This window comes from Spirochaeta thermophila DSM 6192, assembly GCF_000147075.1.
In the GTDB taxonomy this organism is placed as follows: domain Bacteria; phylum Spirochaetota; class Spirochaetia; order Winmispirales; family Winmispiraceae; genus Winmispira; species Winmispira thermophila_A.
The window spans coordinates 1,928,874-1,949,177 of the sequence record NC_014484.1 but is presented as its reverse complement, the minus strand read 5'-3'; the positions used below and the strand labels follow the sequence as shown (position 1 = coordinate 1,949,177).

Genomic DNA, 20,304 nt, shown 5'->3' with positions numbered 1-20,304 from the left:
GCCTACACCCCCCTGAGCACCACCTCCCGTGCGGGGAGCGGCGGCCTCCCCACGAGCCGCGCCACGTCATCGGAGACCACGTCGAAGGTCCCCGAGGCGATCCCCCGGTAGAGGTCCTCCATCAGATCCACGAGCGGGCCTGGGGCCCCGGCGGCCGCCATGCGCTCCCGGAACACCGCCGGCTCCACCGACCGGTAGACCACCCTCCTGTCCAGCACCTCACCCAGGAGCCCCGCCACCTCCTCGAACCCGAGCGGGACAGGACCGGTGATATCGTAGACCTTCCCCTCGTGCCCCTCTCCGGTGAGCACCACAGCCGCGGCCCTCGCGCAATCCTCCCTCGCCACCCACGCCACCTTCCCCCCGTCGGCGGGCAGCTCGAGCACCCCATCCTCACCCACCTGAGCCACGAGCCCCGAGATGAACTCGGCGTACAGATTGTTCCGGAGGATGGCGTGGGGAATCCCGAGCTCCCTGAGGATCGCCTCGGTGGCCCTGTGTTCGCCCATGAAACGGGGAAACTCCCGATCGTTGTTCACCGACGAGGTGTACACGAGGAGCCCCACCCCCGCCCGCTTCGCCGCCTCGGCCGCATGCCGATGCTGCGTCACCCGACGGCCTATGGCATCGGTGCTTATCACGAGGAGACGCTCGACCCCCCTGAAGGCCTCTTCCAGGGTCTCCGGACGATCGAAATCGGCCTTCACCACCTCAACCCCCTTCTCCTGAAACCCCTCCAGGGCCTCAGGTCTCCTTGTGATGAGCCTCACCGCTCGGGAAGGCACCTGTTCCAGCACGAACCGGGCCACCAGTCGACCGAGGTGACCCGCAGCCCCGGTGATTCCTATACGCATATGCTCCTCCTCTTCTGATACGGGATCTCTCCTCCAGGAGAGACAGGATCAGTTGCGTACTGCAACACCTCGTGATAGTGTAGTGGATAGGCGTTCTTTCCCGCAACTCCCTCAGCGCCTGCCGTATGTGAGGAGGACCCCATGGGTAAATGGCCGGTGATCTGCCAGGTATCCCTTCTCGGTGTCCTGATCTCATCGGTCATCATGGTGGGGCTCATCCTCCTTTTCCGGTGGATCCATCCTGAGTACTATCTCTTTGACGCGCTCCTTGCCTATTGGGGATTGCATCTCATAGTGCGCTCTGGTTTCTCGTACCACCACAGGAGGGGTATTCGGTTCTACCGAAAAGGGGATTTCGAAAACGCCATCTCCTGTTTCGAGAGGAGCTATCGCTTCTTCACACGGCACAGATTCCTCGACAGGTTCCGATATCTCTTTCTGCTGAGTCTCTCGACGATGTCCTACAGGGAGATGGCCTTGATCAATTGGGCCTTCTGTCTCGTCCAGGTGGGAGAACGGGAGAAGGCGATCGAGAAGTACAAGGAGTGTCTTCGGGAGTATCCTCACAACCGGATCGCACGTGCTTCCCTCACCATGATGGGAGTGACTCCTGAAGAGGATGCCGGGGAAGGGACCGTACATCTCTGAGGATGCCGCGCACCTCGGGTTCGGGAACCTCCACGAGCAGATCGGAGAGGTCCTCCTCTCAGTTATCATGCCTCCAGACACGTGCTTCCACAAAAGAAAGAGGGGCTTCCCTCGATAAGGACGACACCAGGGACATCCGTTCGGGGACCCCCCGAGAGGCGACGAATCGCATAACGTTGATACATGTGGGGTATCCCCCATCCCGCATACCGATCCTCAAACCGGGAACATCAATGGCATCGATCCCTTGTGCACTCCCTCCCCCTCCTGCTATACATCCCTATGCCGTTGCGTTCGTTCTCCTACAAGAGCACCCACTACTATCTGGTGGAGGGGGAGAAGGGGCTCCTCGCCTTTGACGTGGGGTGGCCGGGTACGATACGTTCCTACATCGATGGCCTCAAGTCGCTTGGGTTCACCCTCTCCGATCTCTCCTGTTTCATGGTATCCCATTTCCACATCGACCATGCGGGTATCGCGGGGGAACTCCAGTCTCGAGGGATCCCCTTCCTCGTCTTCCCCTCTCAAGAGGAGGCGATCGCCGGGTTCGAGTCCTTCATGGCCCGCAAGGGGATGGCCTTCACCCCCATAGACCTGGAAGCCCTCGAGCGCGTACCCTTCGAGGAGTCCCGGCGGATCCTCGCTACGTGGGGGATCGGAGGAGAGGTGCTCCCTACCCCGGTGCACTCGGCGGACAGCGTGAGTCTCCTCCTCGACGGTGGAGAGGTGGCGGTGGGCGACATGCCGCCTGCGCACCAGCTCGCAGAGGAGGAGGGACGGGCGGTGTGGCGCCTCGTAGGAGAGAGGGGTGGGCGCAGGGCCTTTCCCGCGCACGGACGTCCGTTTCCCGTGGAGGAGCGCCCATGAACGACCTTCGTCTCACCGGTACCGTCCCCCTTACGACCGAGCGGCTCCTGCTCCGGCGGTTCACCCTTGAGGATGCGCCCGCTGTGTACGAGACGTGGGCGCGGGACCCCGAGGTGACCCGATTCCTCACCTGGAGTCCACATGCATCGGTGGAGAAGACCCGGTCGTTTCTCGAGGAGGCTGTCCGAGGCTACGAGAGGGATGATCAGCTCATGTGGGCCATCGTCCTCAAGGAGCCGGGGAGCCTCATCGGCAGCATCGGTGCCCGTGTGGAGCGTGCCCACAGACGGGCCGAGATCGGGTACTGTCTCGGGAGGGCCTTCTGGAACCGGGGGTACATGACCGAAGCCCTCAGGGAGGTGGTGAGGTTCCTCTTCGACGAGGTGGGCGTGGTGAGGGTGCAGGCCCTCCATTTTGTGGGGAATCCTGCCTCCGGGCGGGTCATGGAGAAGGCGGGGATGCGCTACGAGGGCACCCTCAGGAGCTACCTCATCAAGGATGACGGAGCGGTGGACGCCCTCATGTATGCCATCGTGAGGGATGCGCGCACTGGCACCTGAGCCGCGCGTGTACTATGATTGCCGAAGGAGTGGCACATGGCGGAACAATGGACGAAGACGACGCTCGCGAAGATGATCGATCACACCCTCCTCAAGCCCACGGCCACGAGGGCCCAGATAGAGGCCCTCTGCGACGAGGCCGTGAGGTATGGATTCGCATCGGTGTGTGTGAACTCCTGGTGGGTGCCTCTCGCGGCGAAGCGCCTCTCCGGGTCGGGCGTGATGGTGTGTACGGTGGTGGGATTCCCTTTGGGGGCGGCGAGTACCGAGGCCAAGGCGTACGAGGCGGCTCAGGCGGTGGTGCAGGGGGCGAGGGAGGTGGACATGGTGATCAACCTCGGTCTTCTCAAGGGTGGGGAGTACGACCTCGTGAGGGAGGATATCCGGGCGGTGGTGGATGCAGCCGCCGAGGCCCATGTGAAGGTGATCATAGAGGCGTGCTACCTTTCCGACGAGGAGAAGCGCAGGGCTTGTCTCCTCGCGGAGGAGGCAGGGGCGCACTTCGTGAAGACCTCCACGGGGTTCGGTCCCTCGGGCGCCACGGTGGAGGACGTGCGGCTCATGAGGGAGGTGGTGGGAGAGAGCCTGGGGGTCAAGGCGGCGGGGGGTATCCGCTCGCTCGAGACGGCCCTCGCCATGATCGAGGCAGGGGCCTCCCGGTTGGGTACCTCCTCGGGGGTCTCGATAGTGGCCGAACTGAAATGAGATTCTCAAAAAACGGCAGATTTTTCTTGACTGCCGGGTGAAGGGGGTCTAGTATGGGAGATATTTCTACGATTTTCATGCGATTCGAGGAGGATGTATGAGACGTTCAGGGCTTATTTTTCTTATTATGGCGGTGCTCCTGGTCTTCTTCCCTGCATGTGGGCAGAAGAAAGAGGCGAAGATCGAGGAGCCGAGCTTCAGAGTGGGACTCGTGACCGACGTGGGAGGGATCGACGACAGATCCTTCAACCAGGGCACCTGGGAGGGGATCGTACGCTTCGGTAAGGAGATGGGGCTCGAGGAGGGGGTGGGGTACAAGTACCTCCAGTCCTCGCAGGAGGCCGACTACGTACCCAACCTCGCCACGTTCGCCGACGAGGGGCTGGACCTCATCGTGGCGCCGGGCTTCCTCTTCCAGAACGCCGTGGCCGAGGTGGCGAAACAGTATCCCGACCGCAAGTTCCTGGTCATCGACACCGTGGTCGAGGCTCCCAATGTGGTATCGGCCGTGTTTGCAGAACACGAGGGCTCCTTCCTCGTGGGTGTCGCCGCGGGCCTCAAGGCCAAGCAGGACGGCAAGAACGTGGTCGGTTTCCTCGGCGGGATGCAGTTCCCGCTCATCGAGAAGTTTCAGGCCGGATTCGAGGCCGGGGTGAAGGCCGTGTACCCGGAGTGCACCATACTGGTGGACTATGCGGGAGACTTCGCCGCACCTGACAAGGGGCAGGCCATCGCCCAGAAACAGTTCAATGCAGGCGCGTACATCATCTTCCACGCGGCCGGCGGAACCGGTAATGGTATGATCAAGGAGGCCAAGGAGCGTTCCCAGAAGGGCGACATCCGCTGGGCGATCGGCGTGGACAAGGACCAGTACCAGGACGGCATCTACGGAGAGGGCACATCGGCCGTGCTCACCTCCATGGTGAAGCGGGTGGACGTGGCCGCCTACACCGTGGCGAAGATGACCATGGAGGGGAACTTCCCCGGTGGTCAGACGCTGGCCTTTTCATTGAAGAACGATGGTGTGGGGCTCCCTGCGGAGAATCCCAATCTCTCTCCGGAGATCCTCGCGGTGGTGGAGGAGTACGCGAAGAAGATCGCGAGCGGAGAACTCGTGGTTCCCGACACCCCCAAGAAATGATGCTGCTGCAGAAGAGAGGGAAGGCTTGATGTAGCCTTCCCTCGTTTTATCTATGTGGGAAGGAGAGCCCTCCGTGGACTATGTCGTAGAGATGATGGATATCGTGAAGGACTTCCCCGGTATCAGGGCCAACGACCATGTGACCTTACGGGTCCGTGAGGGGACGATCCACGCCCTCCTGGGGGAGAACGGAGCGGGCAAGTCGACGCTCATGAACATCCTCTTCGGACTCCACCATCCGGATTCCGGCGTCATCCGGGTGCGGGGCCGGGAAGTGCAGGTTTCGAATCCCAATGTGGCCACCTCGCTGGGCATCGGGATGGTGCATCAGCACTTCAAGCTCGTGCACAACTTCACGGTGGCGGAGAACATCGTCATGGGAAGCGAGCCCCGGAGGGGGCCCTTCCTCGACATAGAGACCGCCCGCCAGAAGGTGGCCCGCATCTCCCGGGAGTACGGCCTGGAGGTGGATCCGGACGCCCGGATAGAAGACCTCTCGGTGGGGAGTCAACAGCGTGTGGAGATCCTCAAGATGCTCTACCGGGACGCCCGAATCCTCATCTTCGACGAACCCACTGCGGTGCTCACCCCCCAGGAGATAGAGGAACTCATGGAGATCATGCGGAAGCTTGCCGGGAGCGGTAAGACGATCATACTCATCACCCACAAACTCAAGGAGATCAAGGAGGTGGCGGACGAATGCTCCGTGCTCCGACGGGGCAGGCTCGTAGCCACGTTTCCCGTCTCCGATGTCTCGGAAGAGGAGATGGCTGAACTCATGGTGGGAAGGGAGGTGAGTTTCAAGGTGGAGAAGGACGCCCCCCGGCCAGGATCGCCTGCTCTCGAAATTCGAGAGCTCTCTGTCCGGAACGAACGGGGAATCCTCGCGGTCGAAGGGCTGTCCCTCACTGTGCGGGAGGGCGAGATCCTCGGCCTCTGCGGAGTCGACGGCAATGGGCAACGGGAACTCCTCTATGCCCTCGCCGGGCTCCTTCCGGTGGAGTCGGGTCGTATTCTCCTCTCCGGAAAGGATATCACCCATGAGCCTACGAGGCGGAAACTGGATGCAGGGCTCGGCTTCGTTCCCGAGGACCGCCAGCGGCATGGGCTCATCCTGGCGTTCTCGGTGGGGGAGAACCTGGTGATACACGACTACGGGCGGCCTCCTTTCTCCCGGTATGGCATCCTCCGGTACGAGACGATCTACGAGCATGCCGAGACCCTCATGTCACAGTTCGACGTGCGGGCGGCCCGGGGCGCGAGAACTTCCGCTGGCGAACTCTCCGGTGGGAACCAACAGAAGGCCATCATCGCCCGCGAGGTGCACAGGTCACCCCGCGTGCTCGTGGTGGCCCAGCCGACCCGGGGGCTGGATGTGGGGGCGATCGAGTACATACACAGGAGGATCGTGGAGGAACGGGACAAGGGGAGGGCGATCCTCCTCGTCTCGTTCGATCTCGACGAGATACTCGACCTGTCCGACCGGATCGCCGTGATCTACAGGGGGAGGATCGTGGCGGAGGTGGCCGCAGGAGAAACCGACGAGAACGAACTCGGGCTCCTCATGGCGGGATCAACGGCAAGGGGGGAGAGCGCATGACTACAGGAAGACGATGGATGATCCTCTCCCTCAGTGCGGTGGTGCTGGGGTTCCTCGCAGGCGCGGTGATCATCACCCTCACGGGCCGCTCTCCGGGGCTGATGTTCGCGGCGATGGTGAAGGCCTTCTCGGGGCTCGACATCCTGAGGGGATCCTTCAACGCCAGGTACATCGGAGAGTTCCTCATCCAGATGATCCCCATCACCCTCACTGGGCTTTCGGTGGGATTCGCCTTCAGGGCGGGTCTCTTCAACATAGGAGCAGAGGGGCAACTCATGATGGGCGCTCTGGGCGGTACCATGGTGGCCCTGCTGGTCCCGGCCCCTCCGTGGCTCCATCTCCCCCTCTGCCTCCTGGGGGCCATGGTGGGAGGAGGGCTGTGGGGGCTCATCCCCGGCTGGCTCAAGGCCTGGTACAATCTCCATGAGGTGGTCGTCACGATCATGCTCAACTATACCGCCTTGCACCTGTCCAACTGGGCGCTCCTCCACGTGGTGGGTACCGTGGACCGGGTGAAGACCTCGCCGTTTCCGGCCTCTGCCCTCCTCAAGAGCGAGTTCCTCTCCTCGATCACCAGGGGATCGAGGCTCCATTGGGGGCTCCTCATCATGGTCGTCTGCATTCTCGTCTACTGGGTGGTGATCGAGAAGACCACTTTGGGGTTCGGACTGCGGGCCACGGGACACAACAAGGATGCCGCACGCTTCGCCGGCTTCCCCATCGCCGGGTATACGATGCTCACCATGGCGATGAGCGGTGCGTTCGCGGGGCTCGCCGGTGGGGCGATGGCCCTGGGGACCTTCGGATTCGGGCGGGTGCTTCCCGCCTTCGAGGGGTACGGGATGGATGGGATAGCCGTGGCGCTGGTGGGAGGGAACACTGCGTGGGGCATCGCCGCCTCGGGGGCTCTCTTCGGGATGCTCAAGGCGGCACAGCCCCTCATGCAGTCCCAGGGTGTTCCCCGGGAGATCGCGGGGATCATACAGGCGAGTATCGTCCTCTTCGTGGCCATGCGCTATGGGATCCAGCTCGTCATCGATCGGGTGTCCAGAATCAGGCAGGGAGGCAGAAATGAAGGTGTTTGAGATCTTCCCCATAGGGCTCATGTTCGCCACCCCCATCATCCTCGCGGGCCTCGGCGGGCTCTTCAGCGAGCGTTCCGGTGTGGTGAACATCGCCCTGGAAGGGATCATGATGGTGGGCGGTTTCACTGCAGCGGCCCTGGTGGTAGTGCTCGAGCCTCTCACCCCCGCGGCGCCGTGGATCGCCTTTCTCGCAGCGGCAGTCGCGGGCCTCGTGTTCTCCCTGTTCCATGCGGTGGCCTCGGTCCACCTCAGGGCCGATCAGATCATCTCGGGTACGGCGCTCAACATCCTCGCGGGAGGCCTCACGGTCTATCTCTGTCAGATCCTCTTCGGTCAGCAGCGGACCCGGGCCTTCTCCGTGGGCCTCAGGAAGGTGACGGTACCCTTTCTCGAGGACATTCCCCTCGTGGGCCCTCTCTTCTTCTCCGAAATCTATCCCACGTTCTATCTCGCCCTGTTCCTTGTGGTGATCACGTGGATCGTGGTCTACAGGACCGTCTTCGGTCTCAGGCTGAGGGCCTGCGGAGAACACCCCGAGGCCGCCGCGAGCATGGGGATAGACGTGTACAGGATGCGATACCTGGGGGTGATGCTCTCAGGTGTGCTCGCAGGACTCGCAGGTGGGGTGATGGTCCTCTCGCAGGACATCCAGTACACCCTCACTTCCATACACGGCACAGGCTTCATCGCCCTCGCGTCCCTCATATTCGGGAAGTGGAACCCCTGGGGGGTGCTGGGGGCCGCCACGTTCTTCGGTTTCTCGCAGGCTCTCTCGTTCTATGTGAACGACATCTCCTTCCTCCAGAGCATCCCCCTCGAATTCTTCCACGCCTTTCCCTACGTCCTCACCATAGTCGCCCTTCTCGCCTTCGCGGGAAGGTATTCGGGACCACGGGCGGCGGGACGGATCTATCAGCGCTAGTGGGCGCAAGGTGGGAACAGAGGGGCCGCAAGGCCCCTCTTTGTCTATCTTCCGAAACCGCGGAGGGCGATGAGGTACTGGAGCCTGCTCAAGCGCTCCTCGTCCTCGCCAGGGGTGCGTATGAGTGCGCCCTTCGCCTCCCGGAGCGAGGAGAAGCCCTGCTCGGAGAGCCAGGCCTCGAGTTCATGAACCATCTTCTCGATGTGGCCGAATCCATGTCTGAGGACGGCGGAGACCACCTGTACCGCACTCGCGCCTGCGAGCACCGCCTTGGCGATATCGAGGCCGGAGTGGATCCCGCACGATGCGACGATGTCCAGATTTCGCCTCGGCGCCTCCAGGGCTGTCCAGCGGAGGGTGTGTGAGAATTCGTGGGGATCGCTCAGCCTGTGCCCCGAGACGAGCCTCCTCGTCGAGGGGGCGATGTCCACCTGGTAGAATCGGTTGAAGAGCACCACCCCCCCGGCGCCGAGGGCCTCGATCCGGGCGAGGAGGTGTCCCAGACTCGTGAAATAGGGGCCTACCTTCACGGCGATGGGGACGGAGACCGCCGACCGTGCGGTCCTCACTATGTCGTAGATCCGTTCCTCCACCTCCTGCGAGGACTCGGCATCGTTCGAGGGAAAGGGGGCCACGTTCAGCTCGAGGGCGTCCGCCCCTGCCTCTTCGATGCGGCTTGCAGCCTCGGCCCACCACTCGCGGCTGCTGCAGTTGAGGCTCGCGATCACGGGGATGGAGAGCCGATCCTTCGCCTCGCGCACGAGGGAGAGGTAGGCCTCCAGGGCCTGCTGGGTGCCGAAGTGGGTGAGATAGTCCGCGGCTTCGGTGTGGAACCCTTCGGAGAGGCTCTTCAGGTGTTCCACCCCCTCTGCGATCTCCTCCTGGAAGAGGGAGCGGAGCACCACGGCGGCGGCGCCGTGCGTTTCGCAGGAGACGAGGTGGGAGACGTCGGCGGTGAGGGGAGATGCCCCCACAATGAGAGGATTTTTGAGAGAAAGGCCAAGATAGCGCGTGGAAAGTTCCATCCGTACGACCTCCTTTCCACACTATATCGGAAAACCGAGACATTCACAAGTTGAGATGTTTGTGTTTTGGAAGCATATGTGCTATACTCTTGACCGCTGGTCGAGAACGGCTGGAGGTGTGAATATCTCTCTTTGAGGAGGCTGTATGGGTGTGCGGAAGCGATGCGATGGGACCCTCATCAAGGGACTTCCGGGATTCAGGAAGATAAACCCCTTTGTGATGAAGGGGCGTAACGAGTCGGCGGTCTACTACAGCGACGAGTTCGTGCTCGACGAGACGCTCGAGTTCATCAGGGAGTACAACCGGAACAGAAAGCCGGGACAGAAGTCCATCAGCATCTTCCATGTGGTCCTCTGCGCCGCGGTCCGGACCATCGCCCTCAGGCCCCAGGCGAACAGGTTCATCTCCGGACAGAAGATCTACCAGCGCAACAGGATCCAGATCTCGTTCGTGGTGAAGAAGGAGCTCACCGAGGAGGGGCTCGAGAGTACGGCGAAGATCACGTTCAGCCCGAATGAGACCCTTCAGACCATCGTGGACAAGGTGCACCGGGGGGTGAAGGCGGCCCGGGATGCGGCGGGCACCGCCACCGACAAGGAGATGGAGTTCGTCACGAAGCTCCCCCGCTTTCTCCTCAACCTGGTGATCAAGGGATTCAAGATCCTCGACTACTACGGCATCGCGCCCAAGTCGATGATCGAGACCGATCCCCTCTATACGAGCGTCTTTCTCGCCAATCTCTCGAGTCTCGGCCTCGATGCCCCCTTCCACCACCTCTACGAGTGGGGCAACGCCTCGGTCTTCTTCGTCATGGGGAGGATCAAGAAGGTGCCCTACATCGACGAAGAGGGCCAGGTGAAGGTACACACCGTGATGGAGGCAAAGTTCACCATCGACGACAGGATATCAGAGGGCATCTACTGGGCGAAGACCATCAGGATGCTCAAGCACTTCGTCGAACACCCGCAGGAACTCGTAGAGCCGCCTGAGATCCCGGAAGAGATCCTCAAGGAACACATGCTGGAAGAGGTGTGATACCGTTTCAGGAGTGATGTCAGGAGCACACCCGGGCCGCCCCGGGTGTTTTTTTTTCTCCAAAGACGAGACAATACAAGGTATTTTTTAAATTCTTTTGAAAAATCCTTTCGCATATGCTACCATGAAGGGAGTATGCGACAGCAACTCGTATCCATACTCACAGGAAGGAGCCTATGCGTAATCTGGTACGAATGTGTGCGATCTCCCTTCTCGTCCCTCTGCTTGTCTCCTGTTGGTTCGAGCCATCCCTTAGAGGTGGGATGAAACCTCTGGAGGGACGATTCCTCGGCAACATCTTCTACGGTGCCGAGGAGCCGCTGAAGTTTTCGCAGTACTGGAACCAGGTGACCCCTGAGAATGCGGGGAAGTGGGGGTCGGTGGAGTCGAGCCGGGATCAGATGAACTTCGGTACACTCGACTACATCTACAACTATGCGAAGCAGCACGGGATGCCGTTCAAGTTTCACGTGCTCGTGTGGGGTCAGCAGCAGCCCTCGTGGATCAGCGGGCTTTCGACGAGCGAGCAGCGTGCGGAGGTGGAGGAGTGGTTTGCGGCCGTGGCGGACCGGTACGCCGACATCGACATGATCGACGTGGTAAACGAGCCGCTGCACTCGCCGCCGCCGTACCGTGATGCCCTTGGTGGTGATGGGAGCACCGGTTGGGACTGGGTGATCACCTCGTTCCAGCTTGCGAGGGAGTACTTTCCGGACAGCACCCTGCTCATCAACGAGTACGGGATCATCTCCGATCCGAGTGCAGCGCAGCGGTACATCCAGATCATCGATCTTCTCACGGCGCGAGGGCTTGTGGACGGGATAGGGATTCAGTGTCACGCCTTCAACATGGATAGCGTGAGCGTGTCCACGATGGAGCAGGTGCTCGACATGCTTGCGCAGACGGGTCTTCCCATCTATGTGTCCGAGTTGGACATGAGGGGTGACGATCAGACGCAGCTTCAGCGGTACCAGGAGAAGTTTCCGGTGTTGTGGGAGCATCCCTCGGTGAGGGGTGTGACGCTCTGGGGGTATGTGGAGGGACACATCTGGCAGAGCGAGGCGTACCTGCTGCACTCCGACGGCACGGAGCGGCCCGCCCTCTCCTGGCTCATGCAGTACGTGTACGGCGACTGAGTTCCTCTTCCTTGTCTTCAGGCCGCCCCTTGAGGGCGGCTTTTGTTGGGATAACCCGTCAAGTTTATTGACCGTTGGCTGAACTGGGATTAGGATAGTGAATACCCTTACAAAAGGGCGTTGCACTATTTCCATGTGGAGGTGTTCTATGAAACGAGTGGTACAGGTGCTCATGGCAGGCCTTCTCCTCCTCCTTGGGGTGATGGTCTCCTGTGAGCTCGGAAGCCCGATCGAAGGGATTTCCTCCGATGTGCTCTCCCGTGCGCCCGATACGGGGAGCAAATTCCTCGGCAACATCTTCTACGGTGCCGAGGAGCCGCTGAAGTTTTCGCAGTACTGGAACCAGGTGACCCCTGAGAATGCGGGGAAGTGGGGGTCGGTGGAGTCGAGCCGGGATCAGATGAACTTCGGTACACTCGACTACATCTACAACTATGCGAAGCAGCACGGGATGCCGTTCAAGTTTCACGTGCTCGTGTGGGGTCAGCAGCAGCCCTCGTGGATCAGCGGGCTTTCGACGAGCGAGCAGCGTGCGGAGGTGGAGGAGTGGTTTGCGGCCGTGGCGGACCGGTACGCCGACATCGACATGATCGACGTGGTGAACGAGCCGCTGCACTCGCCGCCGCCGTACCGTGATGCCCTTGGTGGTGATGGGAGCACCGGTTGGGACTGGGTGATCACCTCGTTCCAGCTTGCGAGGGAGTACTTTCCGGACAGCACCCTGCTCATCAACGAGTACGGGATCATCTCCGATCCGAGTGCAGCGCAGCGGTACATCCAGATCATCGATCTTCTCACGGCGCGAGGGCTTGTGGACGGGATAGGGATTCAGTGTCACGCCTTCAACATGGATAGCGTGAGCGTGTCCACGATGGAGCAGGTGCTCGACATGCTTGCGCAGACGGGTCTTCCCATCTATGTGTCCGAGTTGGACATGAGGGGTGACGATCAGACGCAGCTTCAGCGGTACCAGGAGAAGTTTCCGGTGTTGTGGGAGCATCCCTCGGTGAGGGGTGTGACGCTCTGGGGGTATGTGGAGGGACACATCTGGCAGAGCGAGGCGTACCTGCTGCACTCCGACGGCACGGAGCGGCCCGCCCTCTCCTGGCTCATGCAGTACGTGAGCGGTGGTTCCACACCCACACCCACACCCACACCCACACCCACACCCACGCCGACTCCGACCCCCACTCCCACACCGACGCCTACGGCCACCCCCACCCCCACACCTACTTCTACGCCCGGTGGAGGTGAGTATACCGAGATCGCCCTTCCCTTCAGCTACGACGGGGCGGGTGAGTACTACTGGAAGACGGACGACTTCTCCACCACCACCAATTGGGGCCGGTATGTGAACTCCTGGAACCTCGATCTCCTCGAGATCAACGGTACCGACTATGCCAATACCTGGGTGCCTCAGCATGCCATCCCGCCTGCCTCCGATGGCTACTGGTACATCCACTACAAGGGCTCCTATCCGTGGAGCCACGTGGAGATGAACTAGCACAGGTACCGCATGGGGAGGGGGAAGCCCCTCCCCGTTTTTTTGTTGTGGGGAGCTATTCCGCTCTGAAGACCCACCACCTGTTGGCGGTGAAGGTGAGGAGGCTGCCTGCCACGAGGGCGCAGGCCTTGCCTGCCACCACGTAGGCAGGCCAGGCGAGGATCAGGGTAGACCCCCAGGCGGTGGGGGCAACGAGCTCCTCAAAGAGGGCGATGATGCTCGTGGTGAGGAGGATCCCCGCAAGGTTCACGAACACGAACTTGAGGGCCTGAACTCCCCACGACCCTCTCCGTTGCCTGAAGGTCCAGTACTTGTGGAGGAAGAAGCCGTTCACCATGCCGCAGAAGTAGGAGACAGGTTGGGCGGCGACCGGTGGGGTGCCCAGCGAGGTGAGGAGGGCGAAGACACCCACGTCGATGAGGGTGTTGATGGTGCCCACCAGGTTGAACCGTACGAACTGGAGGGCGAGGTGCAGGTGCCGGGATCTCTCACCCATGCCGCATCTCCTTCTCCTCCACGCCCAGGGCCTCCTCCACGATGTAGAGGGGCCGCTGTTTCACCTCGTCGTAGATCCTTCCCACGTACTCGCCCAGGATCCCGAGGGACAGGAGGGTGAAGCCGTTGAAGACCAGTATGAGGACCACGATGCTCGCCCACCCCTGGACCACGCGATCGGTGAAGAGCCTGAGGTAGAGCACGTAGAGGAGGTAGAGAAAGCCCGCGAGGGAGAGGAGACTTCCCAGGAGGCTCGCCACCTTGAGGGGTTTGTCCGAGAACGAGGTGATCCCGTTGAGGGCGAAGCGAATCATCTTTCCGAGCGGGTACTTCGTGGTTCCTGCGTAGCGCGGGTCGCGCACATAGGTGACCTCGTCCTGCCTGAATCCCGTCCAGCTCACCAGGCCCCGCACGAACCGGTTGCGTTCCCGCATCCCTTTGAGCGAGTCCACCACCTTCCTGTCCATGAGCCTGAAGTCCCCCACATCAACCGGTATCTCCACGTCGGTGAGGGCCTTGAGGATCCGGTAGAAGAGGGCCGCAGTGGCGCGTTTGAAGAGGCCCTCACCCTTGCGTTTCACCCTTCGGGCATGGACGATCTGTGCCCCGGCCCTCCACTTCTCGAGCATCCGGGGGATGAGCTCGGGCGGGTCCTGGAGGTCTGCGTCGATGATGATCACGGCATCCCCCCGAGCATGGTCCATGCCCGCGGTAATGGCGATCTGGTGGCCGAAGTTGCGGGAGAAGTGGATGACCTTGCAGCGGGGGTCCCTCCGATGGAGGTCTTTGAGGAGCTGGTAGGTGCGATCGGTGCTCCCGTCGTCCACGAAGACGAGCTCGTACGCTTCCCCGGTGCCCTCCATGACGCGGGTGAGCCGCTCGTAGAGGGCCGGGAGCACCTCCTCTTCGTTGTACACAGGGATGATGATCGAGATCATGGGTTCCTCCTAGTAGAAGTACCAGGTGGGCATCCACCTGAGAAGTGTGGCGTACCAGCGGGGTACGGGAAGGCCCGAGAGGATGGGATAGAAGAGGACAAAGAGAACGACGCACCCCGCCGCGAAGGCGGGCACGATCCATCGGTTCTTCCCCTGGGGGTGGAAGAGGCCGAGCTCCTCGGCTGCGTGCACGAGGAGGAGGATGCTGAAGGGTATGGCGGCGAAGTAGTGATAGAAGAAGGTGAGCGACCTGGGGCTTATGGCCCAGGGGAGGTACTGGAAGGCGTAGAGGAGGAGCAGGAGGCCTGTGAGCCGGGAGCGGGTCTTCACCCACCGTACGAGGAGCCAGAGCAGGGATGCGGTGCCTCCCCAGATGATGAGCGGGTTGCCCATGGCGAAGATGGAGGAGACCACGTCGGAGGGGAGGTACGACTTTCCGGAGTAGTACCAGATGGGCTTGATGAGCAGGGGCCACTGCCACCACGGCGAGGAGAAGGGGTGCGTGGCGGTGAGCTCGCTGTGGTACCGGTACATCCCCACCTGTTCCCTGAGGATGTAGGAGATCGGTGAGGAGATGGAGAGGATGCGGATGTTCGGGATGTAGCTCGCCCCGTAGGTGAGGGCGGGGAGGAGGAGGAAGCTCCCTGCCGACCAGAGGAGGAACAGGCCGAGCCTGCGTGGGGTGACCTCGCCTGCCTTTGCGGCGCGGGCGAGCTTCCAGAGGTAGAGGACCGCGAGGCCCCCGCCCGCATAGACGCAGGTCCACTTGGTGGCTGCGCCGAGTCCGAAGAAGAGGCCCGAGAGGAGGAGGGGGAGGCCGAAGTGCCTGAAAGAGAGGGCCTCCTCATCGGGGAGGAGCACGTAGTGGAGCATGGGGATGTACATGAGGATGATGAAGAAGACCGCGAAGCTGTCGATGGTGGCGATGCGGGTCTGGACGAAGTGAAGGTGTTCCACCGAGAGGAGGAGGGCGGCGAGTAGGGCGAGGCATGGTCTCCGGAGGAGGGTCCTCGCGAGGAGGTAGAAGAGGGGGATCATGAGGACCCCTATGAGGGTTCCTGCAAAGCGCCAGCCGAAGGGGGTCATGCCGAAGAGGAGGATCCCCAGGCTGATGATGAGCTTGCCGAGGGGTGGGTGGGTGGTCTCGCTCGGGGGGAGGCCCAGTACGTACTCGTAGGCGGTCCGGGCGTGGTAGATCTCGTCAAAGTACATGTTGGTGAGGTAGCTTATCCGTTCGGGGATGGTCCCCTGCTCGTCCACCAGGAGGTCGGGGTTGCCCATGCTCTTGGCCGAGGAGAAGTAAGTGGGGATCTTCACCGGGATGGGGGTGCCGTCCCTGTCGAGAAAGGCGATCTCGTGGAGGGCAAGGCCGGGGGTGTGGACTCGAAAGAGGAGGTAGCGGCCTTCCGGGGCAGGGAGGGGCGCGCTGAACCAGCCGAATTCGGCGTAGGGGTTGGTGTTTTCGATGACCGTGAGGTTCTTCCAGCTTTTTCGGTCGGGAGAGGAGAGGATGAAGTATTTTCCCGTACCGAGTCCGCGGTAGTAGAGGATGGTTCGTGGGACGCGGTCGGGGGGGAGTTCCACCATGAAGTATTCGGTGCGTTCACGCGGCTTGTAGAAGGTGGTGGGGGTGTTGAGGGAGCCGAGGTTGGTGAAGGCGATGAGGGTGTAGGCGAGGGTGATGAGGCCGAGGAGGATGAGGTGTCGGGGGGTGGTGTGTTCCTCGTGTGATGGGAGGAGGGGTGAGGGGGCCGGCCGCTGAGGGATGAGGCGGCGGAGGGGAGGGATGAGGGAGGGGAAGAGCCCGAAGATGAGGAGGAGGGCAGCGATGAGGGTGAGGAGGGAGGCGAGGGCCATGGGGGCTTCAAGGGGGAGCTGGAACTGTTTCAGGGCGGCGTGGAAGAGGACGTGGGCCTGGTTGAGGTAGGAGGAGGCGGTGATGAGTCCGAAGATCCAGAGGAAGGGGGTCCGGGTGGTGGTGAGGAAGGCGAGGAGGGAGAGGATGAGGGCAGGGTAGATGTAGCGCTCGTGCATCTTGGGGAGGAGGGCGAATCCCCAGAGGGCGAGGAAGAGGGCGGTGAGGAAGGGGATGGTGGAGGGGGTGTGCCGTTCCTCGCGGAGGTAGACGAGGGCGGCACCGCCGAGTAGGGCGAGCTGGATGAGGGTCTGCCAGGTGGAGAGGGGGATGCCGAGGAAGGGGGTGAAGAGGGGTTTCCAGTTGAGGCCTGTGAGGGTCCAGAGGTTGGCTGCGTTCACCGAGCCGAAGGGGTAGGAGGTGAGGATGCGGCGGTAGAGGGCTGGGGCGAGCTGGGGGTGGAGGATGAAGAAGGGGAAGTGGACGAGGAGGAAGGTGCCGGCGAAGGAGAGGAGGGAGAGGCCCATGGTGGGGGCGAGGCGTCGGAAGGTGGTGAGGGCCTCGGGTCGGGTGCGGGTGGTGAGGGGACGGATGAGCCAGGTGAGGAGGAAGAGAAGGGCGATGGGGGCGAAGAGGAGGGCTTGGGGTTTTATGGCGAGGGCGAGGCCGAGCCAGGCGGCGGAGGCGATGTAGGACCTGCGGTGGAAGGCGAGGAGGAAGAGGAGGAGCACCAGGGTGAGGACGCTGTCCGCCTGGCCGTAGACTGCCGAGTTGAGGATGATGGATGGATTGAAGAAGTAGGCGGCGGTGAGGGGGAGGGCGAGGGGTGAGGAGAAGGTGCGAAGGAGGATGGTGCCGGTGAGGAGGTCGGAGAGGATGGAGGGGAGCTTGAGGAGGAGGAGTGTGGCGGGGTGGCCGAAGGGGAGGCGGAAGAGGGTGATGAGGAGGCCTACGGGATAGAGGAGGAGGAGATAGCCGGGGGGGTAGTCCTTGAAGCTGGCGGTGGCGTAGAAGTGGGGGATGCCCTCCCGGGCGAGTTCGGTGGCCCAGGCGTAGAAGGTGGGCATGTCGGAGGAGTGGCCGGGGAAGAGGGGGGCGAGGGCGAGCCGGATGAGGAGGGCTGCGAGGAGGAGGGCGGGGAGGGGGATGCGGGAGAGGAGGGGGGTGCGGAGGAGGAGGGCGAGGAGGCCGAGGTAGGCGAGGATGAGGAGGAGGTGGAGGCCGAGGGGGAAGCGGGGGGTGGAGGGGGTGGTGGGGGCGAGGCCGATGATCCTGGCCCCTGCAGGCGCGCGTTCCACCTCCACGAACTCCGCATCGTCGAACCACACCGTGCCTGTGGAGAGGGCCCCGTAGCCCCCCAACCTGAGGGTGAGGTTCACCTCTCTCTGGGTTGCTCCGGTGCGGCAGTAGGTCTCGAGGAGGACCCACTCCCCTTGGGTGTCCTTCACGTCAGAGGACCGCTCGGTGGTCTCGAGGGCGGAGAGGTTGGCCCCCAGCATGTCGGAGGGCACGCCTTCCACCTTCACCCACACCGAGAACCTGTAGAGACTATTGGGTTCCACCTTGACCTTCTGGACGAGTTTGCTGTCTTCAAGGGTGGTGGCGGTGAGGACGGCAGCATACCTCCCCGAGTGGGCATCCTCGGACCGGGTGAGGACCACACCGTCGGTGTGCTTCCATGTGTGGAGATGCCAGCCGTGGGGCGCAGAGGGTGACCACTCCTCGAATCCGGGATTTCGAAGCAGGTTCTCTCCGGCTGCGACAGGGAGGAGGGTGCCTACCAGGAGAAGGAAGGGCAGGAGTCTCTCTCTCATCACGACGCTCCTTGGGGATTGTGCCGACTCCGACTTATTGTGCAATGGATGGGCCGATCGTGCAAGAAAAAAACACGCGTGATGGGGGAGGAGGACTAAACCGGAGGTATTAGGCGCGCCTCAGGAGGGGCGGCTCGTTTCCCGATCGAGAAGTGGTCCTTGAATGATGTGAAAGACCTTCTCGGGGAGTTCCTTCCGCCCTTCTTCGGTGAGGGTCGAGAGCTCTATGGGAGGATGGATGTGCACCTCCACAGGGTGCTTCCTGAGGTACCCTCTCTCCTCGAGGAGGTGGAAACTCCCCACGATGGTGATGGGCACGATGGTGGCGTTCGAGAGGTAGGCGAGCTTGAAGCTCCCGTGCCTGAAGGGCCTCATGGTGTAGGAACGGGAGCGTGTGCCTTCGGGGAAGATGACCATGGGGTGGCCCTCCCGGATGTGACGGGCCCCCTCTTCTATCGCGCGCTTGCCCTGCCGGAGGCTCTTCCGGTCGATGAAGACGCAGCGGAGGGCGGTCATCCAGAACCCGATGACGGGGAGCAACTTCAGCTCTTTTTTTGCGATGAAGCCGGGCGCCCTCCCGGTGGCCATGAGGATGAGGGGGATGTCGGCGAAACCCTGGTGGTTGGCCACGAAACAGATGCGGTCGTGGGGCGGAAGGTGTTCCTTCCCCTTCACCGTGATCGGCACCCCGGCCACGAAGAAGAGTGACTTGCCCCACAGCGTGGCGGTCATCTGGACGTACCGTCGCGCGAGACGGGGGGAGAAGAGGGAGAGGAGGGGACCGAGGGGATAGAGAAGGGCGACGAAGAGGAGCTCGGTGATGAAGAAGAGAAGGAAGGCCGTGCTCCTCATTGCGTTGCCCCCGAGAATACGGTGGAGAGGCGGCGGGCCGCCTCCTCGACGTTCTCCCTGAAGTTGAAGGCGCTGAACCTCACGAAGCCCTCTCCCGATTTCCCGAATCCTGCACCCGGTGTGCATACCACCTGGGCCCTTTCGAGGAGGAGCTGGAAGAACTCCCAGGAGTCAGTGCCGGTCTCCACCCAGATGTAGGGTGAGTCCTCTCCACCTGTACAGGCGTAGCCGAGACCGGTGAGGGCTTCTCTGAAGATCCTGGCGTTTTCCATGTAGTAGGCGATGTTGGCGCGCACCTGGGCCTGGCCCTCCGGGGTGTAGACCGCCGCGGCCGCCCGCTGTACGGGGTAGGAGACACCGTTGAACTTGGTGCTCTGCCTCCTGAACCAGAGGTCGTGGAGGCTGTGGAACCTCCCCTCGCTGTCCTTCACCCTGCACTCTTTGGGGACCACGGTGTAGGCGCACCGCGTGCCGGTGAAGCCTGCGGTCTTGGAGAAGCTGCGGAATTCAACCGCCACCTCACGGGCTCCGGGGATCTCGTAGATCGAGCGAGGAAGGTCTGGATCCTGAATGAAGGCCTCGTAGGCCCCGTCGAAGAGGATGATCGCGTCGTGCCTCCTCGCATACTCCACCCACAGCGCCAGGTAGTCCCGGGGTGCCACCGCTCCGGTGGGGTTGTTGGGGTAGCAGAGGTAGACCACGTCCACCTCCTCGTCAGGGGGTTCCGGGAGGAAGCGGTTCTCGGGCACGCAGGGGAGGTAGATCACGCCCTCGTACCGTCCGTCGCGATGGGAGCCCGTACGACCGGCCATCACGTTGGTGTCGAGGTACACGGGATACACCGGATCCTGGATGGCGATCTTCGCGTCGGAGGAGAAGAGATCCTGGAAGTTGGCGGTATCCGACTTGGCTCCGTCGGAGATGAAGATCTCCTCGGGGTCTATCTCCACGCCTCTGCTCCGGTAGTCTCCCTCTGCGATGGCCTCCCGGAGGAAGGCGTAGCCCTGCTCCGGTCCGTAGCCCTTGAAGCTCTCGGCCCGGGCCATCTCGTCCACGGCCTCGTGAAAGGCCCTTATGCACGCCTCCGGCAGGGGCAGGGTGACGTCGCCTATCCCCATCTTGATGATGTCCGCCTCTGGATGTGCCTCCTTATAGGTGTTCACCCGCTTCGCGATCTCGGAGAAGAGGTACGATGAAGTGAGTTTGAGGAAGTGCTCGTTCATCCTCGCCATAGGGCGCTCCTGCTGGAAGAGTTTTCCCCATGATA

The 20,304-nt window shown here is 62.3% G+C and carries 18 protein-coding genes; 11 read left to right on the top strand and 7 right to left on the bottom strand.

The genetic code is table 11. From position 1 onward, the window contains the following. Window positions 1-2: 2 nt before the first annotated feature. A complete protein-coding gene (locus tag STHERM_RS08875) occupies window positions 3-854 on the bottom strand; it encodes an SDR family oxidoreductase (protein WP_013314555.1) in 852 nt (283 codons plus the stop codon). A gap of 141 nt (window positions 855-995) precedes the next feature. Between STHERM_RS08875 and STHERM_RS08870 the strand changes: the two genes are divergently transcribed. From STHERM_RS08870 to STHERM_RS08835, 8 genes are all read left to right on the top strand, one after another. Beyond that, entirely contained in the window at window positions 996-1,502 is a 507-nt protein-coding gene (locus STHERM_RS08870; RefSeq protein ID WP_013314554.1) for a tetratricopeptide repeat protein, read from the top strand. A gap of 282 nt (window positions 1,503-1,784) precedes the next feature. Further along, a complete protein-coding gene (locus STHERM_RS08865; protein WP_158304554.1) occupies window positions 1,785-2,369 on the top strand; it encodes an MBL fold metallo-hydrolase in 585 nt (194 codons plus the stop codon). After that, window positions 2,366-2,929, top strand: coding sequence for a GNAT family N-acetyltransferase (locus STHERM_RS08860; RefSeq protein ID WP_013314551.1), 564 nt, complete (start codon window positions 2,366-2,368; stop codon window positions 2,927-2,929). Before STHERM_RS08865 ends, STHERM_RS08860 begins: the two co-directional genes overlap by 4 nt. Before the next feature lie 36 nt (window positions 2,930-2,965). Continuing rightward, window positions 2,966-3,634, top strand: coding sequence for a deoxyribose-phosphate aldolase (gene deoC, locus STHERM_RS08855; RefSeq protein ID WP_013314550.1), 669 nt, complete (start codon window positions 2,966-2,968; stop codon window positions 3,632-3,634). Between the two features lie 97 nt (window positions 3,635-3,731). After that, window positions 3,732-4,775, top strand: coding sequence for a BMP family lipoprotein (locus STHERM_RS08850; RefSeq protein ID WP_013314549.1), 1,044 nt, complete (start codon window positions 3,732-3,734; stop codon window positions 4,773-4,775). A 73-nt stretch (window positions 4,776-4,848) separates the two neighbouring features. Continuing rightward, a complete protein-coding gene (locus STHERM_RS08845) occupies window positions 4,849-6,375 on the top strand; it encodes an ABC transporter ATP-binding protein (RefSeq protein WP_041623790.1) in 1,527 nt (508 codons plus the stop codon). Further along, window positions 6,372-7,460, top strand: a complete 1,089-nt coding sequence (locus tag STHERM_RS08840; RefSeq protein WP_237223250.1) for an ABC transporter permease — start codon at window positions 6,372-6,374, stop codon at window positions 7,458-7,460. Before STHERM_RS08845 ends, STHERM_RS08840 begins: the two co-directional genes overlap by 4 nt. Next, window positions 7,447-8,382: an ABC transporter permease gene (locus STHERM_RS08835; RefSeq protein ID WP_041623507.1), complete on the top strand. Its 936-nt coding sequence runs from the start codon at window positions 7,447-7,449 to the stop codon at window positions 8,380-8,382. Before STHERM_RS08840 ends, STHERM_RS08835 begins: the two co-directional genes overlap by 14 nt. A 44-nt stretch (window positions 8,383-8,426) precedes the next feature. Here the strand turns inward: STHERM_RS08835 and STHERM_RS08830 are convergent, their stop codons facing one another. Beyond that, on the bottom strand, window positions 8,427-9,407 hold the full coding sequence (locus STHERM_RS08830) for a dihydroorotate dehydrogenase-like protein (protein WP_013314545.1): 981 nt from the start codon (window positions 9,405-9,407) through the stop codon (window positions 8,427-8,429). 145 nt (window positions 9,408-9,552) lie between these two features. Here STHERM_RS08830 and STHERM_RS08825 point away from each other — a divergent pair, with 145 nt between their 5' ends. From STHERM_RS08825 to STHERM_RS08815, 3 genes are all read left to right on the top strand, one after another. Further along, complete coding sequence (locus tag STHERM_RS08825) at window positions 9,553-10,443, top strand: 2-oxo acid dehydrogenase subunit E2 (RefSeq protein ID WP_013314544.1); 891 nt, start codon at window positions 9,553-9,555, stop codon at window positions 10,441-10,443. A 263-nt stretch (window positions 10,444-10,706) separates the two neighbouring features. After that, complete coding sequence (locus tag STHERM_RS08820) at window positions 10,707-11,579, top strand: endo-1,4-beta-xylanase (protein ID WP_237223248.1); 873 nt, start codon at window positions 10,707-10,709, stop codon at window positions 11,577-11,579. Window positions 11,580-11,727: 148 nt separating this feature from the next. Continuing rightward, window positions 11,728-13,083, top strand: a complete 1,356-nt coding sequence (locus STHERM_RS08815) for an endo-1,4-beta-xylanase (RefSeq protein ID WP_013314542.1) — start codon at window positions 11,728-11,730, stop codon at window positions 13,081-13,083. 55 nt (window positions 13,084-13,138) lie between these two features. Here STHERM_RS08815 and STHERM_RS08810 read toward each other — a convergent pair whose 3' ends face one another. The 5 genes from STHERM_RS08810 to STHERM_RS08790 form a co-directional block, all read right to left on the bottom strand. Further along, the gene (locus tag STHERM_RS08810) at window positions 13,139-13,579 is read right to left on the bottom strand and encodes a GtrA family protein (protein WP_013314541.1); all 441 of its coding nucleotides are present in this window, start codon (window positions 13,577-13,579) and stop codon (window positions 13,139-13,141) included. Next, on the bottom strand, window positions 13,572-14,516 hold the full coding sequence (locus STHERM_RS08805) for a glycosyltransferase family 2 protein (protein WP_013314540.1): 945 nt from the start codon (window positions 14,514-14,516) through the stop codon (window positions 13,572-13,574). The genes STHERM_RS08810 and STHERM_RS08805 overlap by 8 nt, the downstream gene beginning before the upstream one ends. Window positions 14,517-14,525: 9 nt before the next feature. Then, window positions 14,526-18,185, bottom strand: coding sequence for a phospholipid carrier-dependent glycosyltransferase (locus STHERM_RS08800; protein WP_013314539.1), 3,660 nt, complete (start codon window positions 18,183-18,185; stop codon window positions 14,526-14,528). Window positions 18,186-18,305: 120 nt separating this feature from the next. Next, window positions 18,306-19,037 (bottom strand): lysophospholipid acyltransferase family protein, encoded by a 732-nt coding sequence (locus tag STHERM_RS08795; RefSeq protein WP_041623505.1) that lies wholly within the window; start codon window positions 19,035-19,037, stop codon window positions 18,306-18,308. Further along, window positions 19,034-20,269 (bottom strand): LL-diaminopimelate aminotransferase, encoded by a 1,236-nt coding sequence (locus STHERM_RS08790; RefSeq protein WP_013314537.1) that lies wholly within the window; start codon window positions 20,267-20,269, stop codon window positions 19,034-19,036. Before STHERM_RS08790 ends, STHERM_RS08795 begins: the two co-directional genes overlap by 4 nt. Window positions 20,270-20,304: the final 35 nt, after the last annotated feature.